20 protein-coding genes and 4 pseudogenes are annotated in these 13,215 nt (G+C 30.9%); all 24 read right to left on the bottom strand.

The window, feature by feature from the left end:
• Window positions 1-4: 4 nt before the first annotated feature.
• The 24 genes and pseudogenes from dxs to PL321_RS14835 all read right to left on the bottom strand — a co-directional run bounded on the left by dxs (window position 5) and on the right by PL321_RS14835 (window position 13,141).
• Window positions 5-1,858, bottom strand: a pseudogene (dxs, locus tag PL321_RS14930) (1-deoxy-D-xylulose-5-phosphate synthase).
• A gap of 136 nt (window positions 1,859-1,994) precedes the next feature.
• Window positions 1,995-2,300 (bottom strand): hypothetical protein, encoded by a 306-nt coding sequence (locus PL321_RS14925; protein ID WP_273962543.1) that lies wholly within the window; start codon window positions 2,298-2,300, stop codon window positions 1,995-1,997.
• A gap of 882 nt (window positions 2,301-3,182) precedes the next feature.
• Window positions 3,183-3,889: pseudogene (locus PL321_RS14920) on the bottom strand (polyprenyl synthetase family protein).
• A gap of 91 nt (window positions 3,890-3,980) precedes the next feature.
• On the bottom strand, window positions 3,981-4,238 hold the full coding sequence (gene xseB, locus PL321_RS14915) for an exodeoxyribonuclease VII small subunit (RefSeq protein WP_273962542.1): 258 nt from the start codon (window positions 4,236-4,238) through the stop codon (window positions 3,981-3,983).
• Window positions 4,226-5,439, bottom strand: a pseudogene (gene xseA / locus PL321_RS14910) (exodeoxyribonuclease VII large subunit). The gene xseB and the pseudogene xseA overlap by 13 nt, the downstream one beginning before the upstream one ends.
• A 21-nt stretch (window positions 5,440-5,460) precedes the next feature.
• Complete coding sequence (locus PL321_RS14905) at window positions 5,461-5,670, bottom strand: hypothetical protein (protein ID WP_273962541.1); 210 nt, start codon at window positions 5,668-5,670, stop codon at window positions 5,461-5,463.
• Between the two features lie 256 nt (window positions 5,671-5,926).
• Window positions 5,927-6,364, bottom strand: a complete 438-nt coding sequence (locus PL321_RS14900) for a hypothetical protein (protein WP_273962540.1) — start codon at window positions 6,362-6,364, stop codon at window positions 5,927-5,929.
• The gene (gene nusB, locus PL321_RS14895) at window positions 6,357-6,770 is read right to left on the bottom strand and encodes a transcription antitermination factor NusB (RefSeq protein ID WP_273962539.1); all 414 of its coding nucleotides are present in this window, start codon (window positions 6,768-6,770) and stop codon (window positions 6,357-6,359) included. The genes PL321_RS14900 and nusB overlap by 8 nt, the downstream gene beginning before the upstream one ends.
• A 13-nt stretch (window positions 6,771-6,783) precedes the next feature.
• A complete protein-coding gene (locus PL321_RS21690) occupies window positions 6,784-6,894 on the bottom strand; it encodes a DUF2273 domain-containing protein (RefSeq protein ID WP_443110844.1) in 111 nt (36 codons plus the stop codon).
• A 6-nt stretch (window positions 6,895-6,900) separates the two neighbouring features.
• Window positions 6,901-7,007 (bottom strand): annotated as a pseudogene (locus PL321_RS14890) (DUF2273 domain-containing protein); the annotation flags it as partial.
• 704 nt (window positions 7,008-7,711) lie between these two features.
• Entirely contained in the window at window positions 7,712-8,005 is a 294-nt protein-coding gene (locus tag PL321_RS14885) for an Asp23/Gls24 family envelope stress response protein (protein WP_443110667.1), read from the bottom strand.
• A 143-nt stretch (window positions 8,006-8,148) separates the two neighbouring features.
• Window positions 8,149-8,532: a SpoIIIAH-like family protein gene (locus tag PL321_RS21685; protein WP_443110802.1), complete on the bottom strand. Its 384-nt coding sequence runs from the start codon at window positions 8,530-8,532 to the stop codon at window positions 8,149-8,151.
• The gene (locus tag PL321_RS14880) at window positions 8,484-8,645 is read right to left on the bottom strand and encodes a hypothetical protein (protein WP_273962538.1); all 162 of its coding nucleotides are present in this window, start codon (window positions 8,643-8,645) and stop codon (window positions 8,484-8,486) included. Before PL321_RS14880 ends, PL321_RS21685 begins: the two co-directional genes overlap by 49 nt.
• 61 nt (window positions 8,646-8,706) lie before the next feature.
• The gene (locus PL321_RS14875) at window positions 8,707-9,027 is read right to left on the bottom strand and encodes a hypothetical protein (RefSeq protein WP_273962537.1); all 321 of its coding nucleotides are present in this window, start codon (window positions 9,025-9,027) and stop codon (window positions 8,707-8,709) included.
• 41 nt (window positions 9,028-9,068) lie between these two features.
• Entirely contained in the window at window positions 9,069-9,299 is a 231-nt protein-coding gene (locus tag PL321_RS14870; protein WP_273962536.1) for a hypothetical protein, read from the bottom strand.
• Between the two features lie 357 nt (window positions 9,300-9,656).
• The gene (spoIIIAF, locus tag PL321_RS14865; RefSeq protein ID WP_273962535.1) at window positions 9,657-9,872 is read right to left on the bottom strand and encodes a stage III sporulation protein AF; all 216 of its coding nucleotides are present in this window, start codon (window positions 9,870-9,872) and stop codon (window positions 9,657-9,659) included.
• 16 nt (window positions 9,873-9,888) lie between these two features.
• Window positions 9,889-10,734 (bottom strand): stage III sporulation protein AE, encoded by an 846-nt coding sequence (spoIIIAE, locus tag PL321_RS14860; RefSeq protein ID WP_273964603.1) that lies wholly within the window; start codon window positions 10,732-10,734, stop codon window positions 9,889-9,891.
• Between the two features lie 311 nt (window positions 10,735-11,045).
• Window positions 11,046-11,318, bottom strand: coding sequence for a stage III sporulation protein AD (gene spoIIIAD / locus PL321_RS14855; RefSeq protein ID WP_337961188.1), 273 nt, complete (start codon window positions 11,316-11,318; stop codon window positions 11,046-11,048).
• Window positions 11,296-11,430 (bottom strand): hypothetical protein, encoded by a 135-nt coding sequence (locus PL321_RS20350; protein ID WP_337960862.1) that lies wholly within the window; start codon window positions 11,428-11,430, stop codon window positions 11,296-11,298. The genes spoIIIAD and PL321_RS20350 overlap by 23 nt, the downstream gene beginning before the upstream one ends.
• 11 nt (window positions 11,431-11,441) lie before the next feature.
• Window positions 11,442-11,513, bottom strand: coding sequence for a hypothetical protein (locus tag PL321_RS21680; RefSeq protein ID WP_443110801.1), 72 nt, complete (start codon window positions 11,511-11,513; stop codon window positions 11,442-11,444).
• A 140-nt stretch (window positions 11,514-11,653) separates the two neighbouring features.
• Window positions 11,654-11,896, bottom strand: coding sequence for a hypothetical protein (locus PL321_RS21675; protein ID WP_273962534.1), 243 nt, complete (start codon window positions 11,894-11,896; stop codon window positions 11,654-11,656).
• A gap of 23 nt (window positions 11,897-11,919) precedes the next feature.
• On the bottom strand, window positions 11,920-12,171 hold the full coding sequence (locus PL321_RS21670) for a hypothetical protein (protein ID WP_273962533.1): 252 nt from the start codon (window positions 12,169-12,171) through the stop codon (window positions 11,920-11,922).
• An 80-nt stretch (window positions 12,172-12,251) separates the two neighbouring features.
• Complete coding sequence (gene spoIIIAA, locus PL321_RS14840) at window positions 12,252-12,902, bottom strand: stage III sporulation protein AA (RefSeq protein WP_273964602.1); 651 nt, start codon at window positions 12,900-12,902, stop codon at window positions 12,252-12,254.
• Window positions 12,903-12,955: 53 nt separating this feature from the next.
• The gene (locus PL321_RS14835; protein ID WP_273962532.1) at window positions 12,956-13,141 is read right to left on the bottom strand and encodes a hypothetical protein; all 186 of its coding nucleotides are present in this window, start codon (window positions 13,139-13,141) and stop codon (window positions 12,956-12,958) included.
• Window positions 13,142-13,215: the final 74 nt, after the last annotated feature.

Raw genomic sequence — 13,215 nt, 5'->3', positions numbered from 1 at the left:
CCTCTTAGTCAATGTTTTTTATTATTGTATTATAGATTCCTTCAGAATCTAAACCATATTTTTGTAAAGTATATCAACACTACCGTGAGGTATAAACTCATCTGGAAAAGCTATATTAACAACTTTACCTTTATAATTTTTATTAATTAAATATTCATTAACAGCCGAACCAAAACCACCATATAAAACATTGTCTTCAACTGTAAATATAAACTTTGTTTTATCGATTAGACTATCTATCATTGATTTATCAAGTGGTTTTATAAATCTACAGTTTATAAGTTCAACATCAATTCCACTGTTTCTTAATTTTATAGAAGCCTTCATTGAATGCTGAACCATCTTACCTGTAGCAAGTATTGCAACTTTATTACCTACTAATAATCTTTCCCATTTACCTTGAATTATATCATCATATTTATCAAATTTTATATCCAAATCTCCTCCACGAGGATATCTAATTGCTACAGGATGATTTTGTTTAAAACACCATCGCAGCATATATCTAAATTCATTTAAATCCTTTGGCGATAGTATAGTTAAATTTGGAATAAATCTTAAATACGATAAATCAAATACACCCTGATGGGTCTCTCCATCTTCTCCAACAATTCCTGCTCTATCTATAGCAAGAATTACTGGAAGCTTCTGAATACATATATCGTGTATTACTTGATCAAAGGCTCTTTGTAGAAATGTGGAATAAACAGCAAAAACTGGCTTAAATCCTTCTTTTGCAAGTCCTGCCGCCATTGTTGCAGCGTGTTGTTCTGCAATGCCAACATCAAAAAACGTTTAGGAAACATATTAGAAAATTCCGATAAACCTGTTCCATCGGGCATTGCAGCAGTTATAGCAATCAATCTATCGTTATTTTGTGCTTCCTTTATTATTTCTTCTCCAAATACTTTTGAATAAGTCACTTTTTATTAGCTAATCTTTCACCTGTTTCTATTTCAAAGGCATCAATACCGTGAAAAATTTCTGGATTTTCTTCAGCATATTGATAACCCTTACCTTTTTTGTTATTACGTGAACTATAACAGGTCCTTTTATCATCTGTGCTCTTTTTAATACATCTGTTAAAACCTCTATATTATGCCCATCAATAGGTCCTAAATATTTAAAACCTAATTCTTCAAATAGCATACCTTGGACTACAAGATGTTTTAAACCATCCTTAAATTTCTCCGCCGACTTATATAAATTATTTCCTAATGCTGGTATTTTTTAATTAGTTGTTCTATTTCATCTCTAAAATTTATATAGGCTGGAGCTGTTCTTAACTTACTTAAATAGCAAGAAAGACTGCCAACATTTTGAGATATAGACATTTCATTATCATTTAATACAACAATCAAATTGGTTTTGAGCTTCCAGCATCATTTAAAGCCTCAAAGGCCATACCACCTGTCAATGCACCATCACCTATAACTGCAATGACATTATGTTTTTCGCCCTTTAAATCTCTTGCTCTTGCCATTCCAAGGGCTGCTGAAATTGAAGTACTACTATGCCCCGTTACAAAATGGTCGTAAACACTCTCAGTCGGCTTTGGAAATCCGCTAATTCCTTCATATTTTCTAAGAGTGTGAAATCTATTCTTTCTACCTGTTATTATTTTATGTACATAGGTTTGATGCCCTACATCCCAAACTATTCTATCTTTATCAAAATTAAACACATAAAATAAAGCTAATGTAAGCTCAATCACTCCTAAGTTTGAAGCTAAATGTCCACCCGTCTTAGATACTGTATCTATTAAAAATTGCCTTAATTCGTCCGACAATAAATTAAGTTCATTTACAGATAACTTTTTTATATCGCTCGGTTCATTTATTCTTTCTAAATACCTCATATTTTCACCCTATTTTCTATTTAATTTTATAGTTTCTATAATCCAAGCTGTTTTGTATACAATGTTGTTACTTTGTGTCATTGCAAAGTTTTTCCTAAAGCCTTTCCTCCGACAGTCAGCGAAGCAATTGATGCACTCACAAGCAGTCCCAAAATTGTTTGATTATTAAAAAGCCCTTAGATATTAATTTTGATATAATAATTGCACCTGCAGCACCGCTAACAACTCCACAGATATCACCTATAACATCGTTACAAAAGTTTGATACTTTATCCGCATTTCTTATAAGTTTCACTGCTGTCTTAGCTCCTTTTACCTTCCTTGACGCAAGTGAGTGAAATGGAGCTTCTTCTGCTGCAGTTACTGCAACACCTATTATATCAAAAATAATACCTACAAATATGATTGATATTAATACGAAAAAGCAAAAAAATTCCCACACCGCTAAGTAGAGAATTTGATACAAAGCTTATACTTGCTGATATAACAAATGTCCAAATAATGATTAAAACTATCCATTTAATATTTGCATTTTTGTCGCTCGTTTTCTTTTTATGCAATTTAATTTGTTTATTTTTTTACCCATAATTACCACCTTTTATGTATTAGGGTGGTAGCAATTGAGGTTAAGTTTGCGGCTTAGGTCCAGCAGGATTTCCCGTTTTTGGGCCAAAACGTCGCCATTTTGGCGGTTTCCCTTTAACCAAAAACCCATATCGTTGCCGTATATGGGGCTGGATTACCACTTAGTCCACACTGCAATCCCACAATTGCCTCCAATGGAACAGTCTAGGAGTTTTCCTCAACAGCATCATCCATTCCTAGCCTCTTTTGCAAATGTGGTTTCCTGTAGCAATAACTTAATAGTGAGGGCCCTTCACCATTAAGTCTGATCTACCCTCCACCACACTCGCTCAAGGCAGGCTACACTGCACGCAGCTTCAACCACGATGCAGGTTTAATCCCTAATCATAGAACCTCAGGATTCCACAAGTTAGGGTCTCCGCGGAGGTAGGGTCGATTACGCATGCCATTGCGGTCGCCCCATCCCCCTTACTCCCAGTACCAACCCACTACTGGGCGTAGCGAGCCAGCACAAGGAACTTCATCGATGTGCCCTTTGGCGGATTTTTAGCCCCGCCTTCAGAATGGACTAAGCTGACTAGAATACTGCACCACCCTAAGCAGAATGTTATTGTATCATAATTATATCATACATACAATATAATTTTTATACAAGTTTGGAATTAAGTTAAACAGGTTAATTTTCTCTTATTAATAGGTATTCTGTTAACTTTGTTAAAAACCGCTTTTATCTATATTATTAGCTAATGCTATTGCCTTTTGTGTATGCTCTTGTGCTCTTTTTTGCTTCCTCAAGGCCTAATATTGTTACATATGTAGCCTTATTTGCTTCTTTATCTTTTCCTACAGTTTTACCAAGTTTCTTTTCATCTCCTATAAAATCCAAAATGTCATCAACAATTTGAAATGCTACACCTAAATGTTTGCTAAATTCTCTTATATCTAAAATTCTGTCTTCTCTATTTGAAATATACGTTGCAGCTACACACGCTGCCTCTATTAAAGCACCAGTTTTTAATTTATGCATAGTATAGAGTTCTTCAAGATTTAACTGCTTATTTTCACTTTTTATATCAATCGCTTGCCCTGCAACCATTCCTCTTGATCCCGAAGCTTTAACTATTTCATTAACAGCCTTTATATATAACATATTATTATTTTCTTGTAACTTTTGCGAAAGTACTTCAAATGCAAAATTTAACAGAGCATCTCCTGCAAGTATAGCAATAGCATCACCAAAAACTCTGTGATTTGTTGGTTTTCCCGCCTGTAATCATCATTATCCATCGCTGGTAAATCATCGTGTATTAAGGAATAAGTATGTATAAACTCAATTGCACATCCAAAATCTATAGCATCCTTTACGTTTCCACCTAAAGCCTCTGTAATTACCATTGTTAAAATGGGCCTTATCCTTTTTCCACCAGCATCAACACTATATTTCATTGGTTCATAAATTACTTTAGGTATGTTTGAACTATCTAATAACTCAGTCAATCTTGCATTAATCAATTGCTGTTTTGCTTTTAACTGCTCTTTAAAATGCATCATTTTCCACCTCAACGGTAAAGTTCTGTTCTATAAGTTCCTGATTTTCACCCTTTAGAAGAACATTAATTTTTCTTTCTGCTTCATCTAATTTTTTATTACACAAATTTGCTAACTCCATTCCTTCCTTAAATTTTACAATCGTATCTTCTAAACTTAAATCTTTATCCTCAATTTCATAAACAATTTCTTCAAGCCTCTTTATTGCTTCTTCAAAAGTTAACTCATCCTTCTTTACTCTTGCCATAGTCTAACCTCCGACTTTTCCTTAATTATACAATCTAATTTTCCATCCTCTAAATATACTTCTATTATATCATCTTTTTTAACCTGCTCTATACTTTTTATTAACTTTTCTTCTTTAACAACAGCAGCAAAACCTCTACTGATTGACTTTAAAGGGCTTAAACCATCTAATTTTTGAACAGTAAGCATCAGTTTATGTTTTTTCTTTAATATATTCGTACCTGTAGTATTAATTAATTTATCTCTTAAATTGTCTAAATATTGATAGTTAATATTTATTTTATTTTGTGGTGAATTTAATTTTATTTTAGATGTAAGATTTTCTAATAATATCTTTTCTTTTTTATTCTACTATTTACACAATTATATAAATTTGTTTTTAAACTTGTTATTTTATACACTAATTCTGAATAGGAAGGAACCACAATTTCTGCTGCGTGAGAGGGAGTTGATGCCCTTATGTCTGCAACAAAATCCGCTATTGTAAAATCTGTTTCGTGACCTACAGCCGAAACTATCGGTATTTTACTATTATAAATAGCTCTTGCAACAACCTCTTCATTAAATGCCCAAAGCTCCTCAATAGAACCTCCGCCTCTTCCAATTATTATAACATCTACATCATCTCTTATGTTAAAATATTCAATTGCTTCTACGATTGTTCTAGCAGCTCCTTCCCCTGAACCTTTACAGGATACAAAAGTATATCGACATTACAAAATCTACGGGTTGCAACATTAATAATATCTCTTATAACAGCTCCCGTACTGGAAGTTGCTACTCCTATTCTTTTTGGTAATAATGGAAGAGGTTTTTGTGTTCCTCATCAAACAGACCCTCTTTTTCTAATTTCTTCTTAAGTTCTTCGTAGGCTAAATACAAATCACCTAATCCATCCTTTTTATGTCTGTACAATACAACTGATATACTCCATCCCTTTCATAGACAGACACGTATCCCTTAGCTAAAACCTTCATACCATCTTCTAATTTTATTTTTAAGTATGAATTATACCCCTTAAACATTACACATTTTATTTTGCTATCGTTGTCCTTTAAGGTAAAGTACATATGTCCTGAACTATGGTGTTTAAAATTTGATATTTCACCTTTAACCACTATGTTAGAAAGCTGGATATTGTTTTCAATAATATCCTTTATATATAAATTTAATTCTGTTACAGTTAAGGTATTATTACTCATCCTTATCTCTCCTATTGAAATTTAACCTTTTTGTCCTATTAAAGCCACACCAATAGCATTGTCTAACGCATATTCAGGTTTAGATATATAAACCAATCCCTTATACTTTTCCATTAAAAATTTGCTTATAAATTTACTGGAGGCAACTCCTCCAAATAGTAATATTTTTCTATTATAAGATTTAATGATATTATTTATAACCTTCTCCAATGTTTTAAGAGCACATTTCATTGCAGCCAATGCTATCTCATTTTTGAATAGCCTTTCTCTATAAAGCCTAATGCCTTAGTTTCCTGTCCTGAGAGGTTAAAACAAAAACCTTCTACCTTTGAAGGAATAATTAAATCGCTATATTCTGTACTAACAGCCAAATCATCGATATATTTACCTGCTGGAAAATCAAAACCGAGGGCTACACCTACTCTATCTATAAATTGCCCAATGCTAATATCCTTTGTCCCTCCAATTAGTTTAATTGAAGGAGTTTTTATACTATCACATAATAATATTTCAGACGTTCCCCTGAAATATGAATTGCAATGAACTCATCTTCATCAAACCCTATTGAATATTTTGCAGCTTCAATATGCCCTTCTTGATGTGTTGTTTCATAACAAGGAATTTTTAATACATTTGATATTGATTTTGCAATTGATTCACCAGCCTTAAATACAGGCATATATGAACTCTCATAGGGTCTTGGCCTTGTACTTACACATATTGCATCAATATTTGAAACATATCCTTCATCAAGTAAATCTGGAATATTTTTTATGTGTTGAAAAAGGGCTTCTGATTGTCTTAAGCCCCTTTTTCCCTTTTCTACATATAAAATTTTTCGTTTATCAAAAACAACTTTATTATTTTCAACCACACATATTGAAGTAGTATAATTACTGGTATCTATTCCAAGCACTCTACTCATCTCTAAGCTCCTTAATAACGCTTCCTAAAATACCGTTTACAAAGGCTGGCGAATTGTCACCACCATATTTCTTAGCTAATTCAACTGCCTCATCTATTGCAGATGGATTAGGTACATCTTGTCTATGAAGCATTTCATATACCGCAAGTCTCATAATAGCCAAGTCTACCTTTGCAATTCTGTTTATTTTCCAGCCCTTTGAATATTTTTCTATGTACTCATCTATTTTTTCTCTATTATTTTCTATTCCTTTAACACAATCTTCAATATATTCTAATTGATCCTGTAGATTTTTATACTCATCTAATTCATTGATTTTATTTATTGTTTCTACTGCTGACTCCTTAGTTAATTCCATCTGAAATAACAATTTCATAGCCAGTTCTCTTGCTGCTTTTCTGCTCATATACACTCCTCCATTACTTCCATTCGTTTGGTATTATTTTTTCAATTGTTTCTATAATATCTTCTTTTCTATCTACCTTATTTCCAATATAATAACCTAAAAGTACACAAAATACAATAAACACTGTTTTAAAAAACCTATCAATAGAACAAGTATAGAAAATACCAAACCTATAGACACACCAATTATCTTACCCTTGTTTTCTAATATATATTTAATTATTTGTTCTTTGTTCATAATTTAATCGCTCCTTTAGCGAAGCCTCGCAGTTGTTGATAAATTCTCAACAACCACCTTAACTTCCTCAACAGGTATTTCTACAAAAGCTTCTACCTTCTCCTTGACAATTTTTGAACTTCTACTACCGTTTGAGGTATATTCAATTCTGGAAGTATAACTCCCTTAATAAGTATACTTACTTTTTCTCCCTGCGGTTTAATAAATACTTTTATTTCCTTAAATCCCCTAACTTGATATACGGCTTTATAAACAATTGATTTTATAGTTTCAAAGGTAATTGTAATCTCTCCTTCTGAGTATATTTAATTAAATGAAGGCCATTTTTATTTGATTTTAGTAATTCAAATAGTATAAATAAATTTACTAAAATTAATATACTAAGTACAAGTATAGTATATACAGAATTATAATTTTTGTCCAATATGTTTATAAAATGGTTGTAATCATATACTCCAATTGAAATTGAGATAAGAAAAACAAAACAGCTGTAACAACTAATATATAAATACTCCCTATTAATTTATTCATTTGCTCACCCCTATTTCATACTTGAAGCTCATACAATGCTGAAAATATTGCATTTATATGAGCCCCCAATCGTATTATTTATTTTCTCTTTTCATCTTCTTTATTTTCTTTTGGCATATTAATTGCCTGTATATGAATATTAACATCTAAAACCTTTAGACCTGTCATAGTCTCTACTGACCTTTTACATTTTGTTGTACTTCAAACGCAATATCTGGTATTCTCACGCCATATTCTATTATTAAATTTAAATCAATTACTACTTCTCCTTCTTCATTTATTTGAACTTTAATCCCTTTATTTGATGACTTAACTCCAAATTTTTCAACAAACTCCTCTGTAAAACCACCATACATTCCAACAACACCCTTAACCTCTGTTGCTGCAATTGATGCTATAATACTTACCACTTCAGGTGCTATAACAACTTCTCCTATACCATTTGTATAAATTGTGTTTTCACCCATTAAATCCACCTCCGTTTATTTCAAAAGTAATAATTTTCGGGCTAAAAGCCCGAATATATAAAAACTAAATATTTACAAATTACCTCAAATATTAGTGTACAACTAATATAAAATAAAATCAATAGTTTTATTAGTAAATCTTATTATTTTTGATTTTTAATTATTATTTTTGTTGGTGATATACTTGTTGTTCTTACAACATCATCCATTAGCTGTGCTGCCTGTTCACTTGTTAAATCTTCTGCACTCTTTACACAAAGTTCAACACCATTTTCATTAATAAAACAAACAGCATCCTCAAAACCTCTCTGCTTTGCTAATTGTTCTACTCTTGCTTGCTTATCTGCCCAATCAGCAAGTAATATTAATTTTGCTTGAGCCTGTTGTATTGCTTCCTTGGAAGAATTCTTATTATTTATAATGCTTTCTAACTCCTGCTTATGAATACTTAATTGATTATCTCTTCCAGTTCTTGCTTCTACAAAGTAATTTGAATTACTTTTTGAAGTTTGAGTTGTTTTTCTGATAAGTTTGAAACACCCTTTGATTGATCATTAAACTTTTTAGCATACCAAGCAGAGCAGGCAATAAGTACAACTAACACAGCAATTATTGCAGTTTGTTTTCTAAATTGTTCCATTCAACTCCCCCAAATTATTATTTCTAAATAATTTATATGTAATAACTGGCACTTATATTCTCTATTTTTTCATTGGTTCAACTGTTACTTTATTAGCTGGTAAATTCAAAACTGTTTTTACAGCATTTTTAATAGTTTCTTTAATTATTGGATCATTTGCTCTCTCTGCTACAACAATAACTCCTCCAATAGATGGATTTATTTGTTTTAATATAAAAGGTTTTTGACTACTTCCTTCATTCATCATAACAACATTTATACTCTTGTTAGTTTCGTTTGTCGTTCTTGTTCCACCTTGACTGTCCTTCTCTTGTATAGTTTTAATATTTTCATTTATGTTATAGGCTGGTTGTGATTCTGTACTCCCTTCAAAATATACCATAACATTTACTCTTCCTACACCTTTTATCTGCGATAGTATATCTATAAGCTCTCTTTTATTTTATCTTCATAACTTGAAGCTAATGTTACCTCTACATTACTTCCGTTAGTCTGTTTTGCATCTATATCTTCATTTTTATTTCTTCTATAGCCCGATGAAAAAATATTTGCTGCCAATATGATTAATATTCCTATTAAACAAACTATCAAACAATTTATCATATATTTTTTAACATTTTCTCCATTCAATTTGAAATCAAACTTAAAACCCATATCCATCCCTCACTTTACAAAACTATATTTTCTTCAGAAATTTTATAGGACTTCGTAATGTAACTTACAATTTCCTTATCCTTATTATCATAACGAGTATTACTGTTATTGTTTCCTATAACAACCTTTTCAACAGGTTTTATTTCTGAAGTATATTCCTTTCTTAGTTCGATATATTGTATATTTCCAAATTCATTTGAACCAAAGTTGATATTGACATCAAGCCTTACTACTAATATTTTTTGCCAGTATTTTTATATACATCTTTTTCAATATTATCTTTAAGCTTTTCTTTAAATTCATTTATAGTTGCTTGCTGCATTTCATTCTGTAATTTAAAAGAATTTTCTTTATTGTTTAAAATTGGTTCATACTTTTTTCAAATGTAGAAATATTTGCTTCTAAATTAAAACCTTTATCAAACAATTTAAACACAGGTATAAGTATATTTAATATCACAATTACTCCTATTACAAACTTTGAATATTTTTTCATTGAATTCTCAGGAAGTATCAATTCTACAATTGTTAGAAATATTACTAAAGTAGCAATCGTAGTTATCCAGCTCTTCAAAAATTAATCATCTGCATCACCCTACCGTAATTAAAAGTCTACCAGTTGAAGCGATTATTGTTATAATTATAAAAAACATAATCGCAACAGATAATATACTTGAGAATAATATAGTTATTGCACCTCCAACTGAAGATAAGCAATCAACAATCTTTCCATCTACTATTGGTCCCATTATTGCACCAACAAATTTAAATATAAAAGCCAATATAATTAGTTTTATAAGAGGAAAGATACATATGCTGAGCATAACAACAAGCCCTACAACACTTATAGCATCCTTTAAAATCATAGAATAACCTGCTACTGTGGTTACAGCATCAGATAAAGATTTGCCTACTATAGGTATAAAACTATCCACCATAAATTTTGTTGTTTTTAAAGTAACTTGATCAATTGATGCAGATGTACTACTTCTAATTGTTATAAACGCTACAAAAATTGTCATTATAAAACCCAGTACCCAAAGGGTTGTCTGTTCAAGCAACCTTACAAGTTTCGATATTTTTATGTCATCACTTAAATTGTTAACTATATTTAATGCTACAATCAAAATAGTCAATGGTAGTATAAAATCTTTAATTACGTCACTAAACAATTTACTTACAAGCATTATAACTGGATCAAGCATTGTAGCTGTTGCAAATCCACCTACCGATGCAACTAATATCATCAGTGAAGGAATAAGGGAGTTCACAAAATTTATCATCTGTTCTATAGTGTCCCTACTCAATGCAACAATTAGTGTAAAAGATTTTATTATAATAACAACTATAAGCAAATAACATACATAAAAAGCTATTTTTGAAACTGAAGAGTTTGAAAAAGATGACTGTAGATTTTTCAAGAGGGCACAAAATATACCTAAAAAAGAAGCTCAATCATAAGCCTTGAATTTGCTAAAATCTCTTTAAATATGTATTTCTTTGATCCATCCAGAAGACTTTTTATAACCCCTTTTAACGAATGCGTATTTTTGTATTCCTCTACAAGTTCACTAAAACTGAAGTTAGGTATATAGTCGCTTCTCTGCTGTATTTTTTGATGTTTCCTCCAGATGTTTAAAATCAACAACAGGAGTATCAAATCCTTTACTAATTGCCAATGTTTTTATAGGTATACACATTAATATAATTAAAAAAATAATATGTATTTATATTTCATTTTAATCACCTACGGTAATAATTTTAGTACCATTTCCATAACCGCCATTATAATAGGTATCGCCATAATTAATATCAAAACCTTACCAGCAAACTCAATTTTAGATGCTAAGGAAGATTGTCCAATGTCTTTACATATCTCGATTCCAAAGGAGGCAATATAAGAAATGGCTATAATTTTTAATACTATATTTATATAGGTATAATCTATATTTGCCTTTAAGGCTATTTCCTGCATTGCTTGAATTACAACAGTAAATTTAGTAAGCATCATAAAGAAGATTACAATGCCAAATAAAATACTTACCTGTATTGCAATTTCTTTTTTCTTTACTAAGAAGTGTAAGTATTACTGCTACTATTAAAGCCATAAGCACAATTTGAACGATCTCCATTTAACCACCCTCTATAAATGAAACATTGCAACCAAGCTTTTAAATAAGTTGGACATATAAGTAACTGTCATTAATAAAATCATAATCAAACCAATTATAGAAACTAAAGTTGCAATTTCTTTTTATTGACACTTTCTAAGACCTTATCTAATATAGCTAATATTATTCCAAATACAGCTATCTTTAAAATACCAATTAAATCTATCTGCATACTCTACACCTCCTAAACTAAAATAATAACAATCAAAAGACCTCCTAAAACACCTAAATATCTATATAACTTTTCATTCTTTTCTCTTATATCTTCTGCCTCTTTTTCAATACCTTCAAGCTTCTTCAATACAATATTGAAGTTCTTTTTATGCCCTTCAAAGTCACTATTTCCAAGCCCTTGTATAAATGTATTTAATATTTCCAAATCCTCCTTTTCAAAATATAAATTATGCTTGCACTCATTTAAGGCCAAATTAAAACATTCACCTATAGACTCTAACTTTTTTCCTTTAAATAATAAGACATCTTACCAAATAGCTCTTTAAAAGGCGAAGAGTTATTTTTAGATACATTATTAAGTGCAACCCACAAGGGATTAGAAGAATACAATATTTCACTTGATAGACTATTTATACAAAATTGAAGTTCCCTAAGCTGTCGCACCCTTTCCTTATAGCCAAAGGAATACAGATATCCCATAGCTGATGTTGAAAGAATAATCATTAAACCACCTAAAATCTTGAGCATCTTATCATCCCCCTTAGTTTATTTTTATTATGTTTTCTATAGTACCTGGTCCATTTCTATTACTTAAAAAACAACTATGTCTACACATTCATTTTCAAAAGAAGTTTGATACCCCTACGTTTTAATACCTCATCTAAATCTTTGCCGTGTGCAGTTGCAACAACCTTCACACCTGTATTTATTGCATCCATAATAGCTTCTGCATCCTTTATGCTTCCTATTTCATCAACTGCAATGACATCTGGGGACATAGTTCTAACCGCCATCATAAGTCCTTCAACCTTAGGACATCCATCAAGCACATCTGTTCTTACTCCTACATCATTTTGAGGTATTCCTAAATAACAGGATGCAATTTCACTTCTTTCATCAATAACTGTAACCTTTTTACCAGATAAATCTATTTCGTTTATACCGTTACTCAAAAGTCTAATTAAATCCCTTAGAATCGTTGTTTTACCACATCCAGGTGGGGAAATAATAAGTGTATGTTTAATACCATCTCTATAAATCGATTTTGCTAAATTCATAGCACAACCCTTGACTTCCTTTGCGATTCTAATATTTAGGCAGGATATATTTTTTAAAGTTTTAATCTTACCACCTTCATTTACAACTTTACCTGCAATTCCTACTCTATGTCCTCCCTTTATAGTCAAAAACCCTTGTTTTATATCCTCCTCCATTGTATAGAGTGAATAGTCACACATTAACAGATAAATTTTATCTATCTCCTCCTTAGTAACTATAAGACCTCTTTCACCTTTTATTTCTCCATTTTCATCTAAAAATATCCCTGATTGTTTTTATATATCATTAATGGTTTATTTGCTCTTAGCCTTATTTCCTCAATCTCCCAATAACCAAAGTTTTTGATTTTTAATATTGCATCTCTAATTCTTTCTGTTAGTATTGGTAATATATCTTTTTTAAACGCCTGTACAACTTTTTCTTTTTCATATGTATTCATTTACCCTCCCCTTTCTTAATAAAAATTATATTTTTCTATAATCGAATTTATTACACAAAAAAGAGGGCTATAGC

The organism is Caloramator sp. mosi_1 (assembly GCF_028622835.1).
Lineage (GTDB): Bacteria > Bacillota > Clostridia > Clostridiales > Caloramatoraceae > Thermobrachium.
This window is presented reverse-complemented; position numbering and strand designations above follow the sequence as displayed.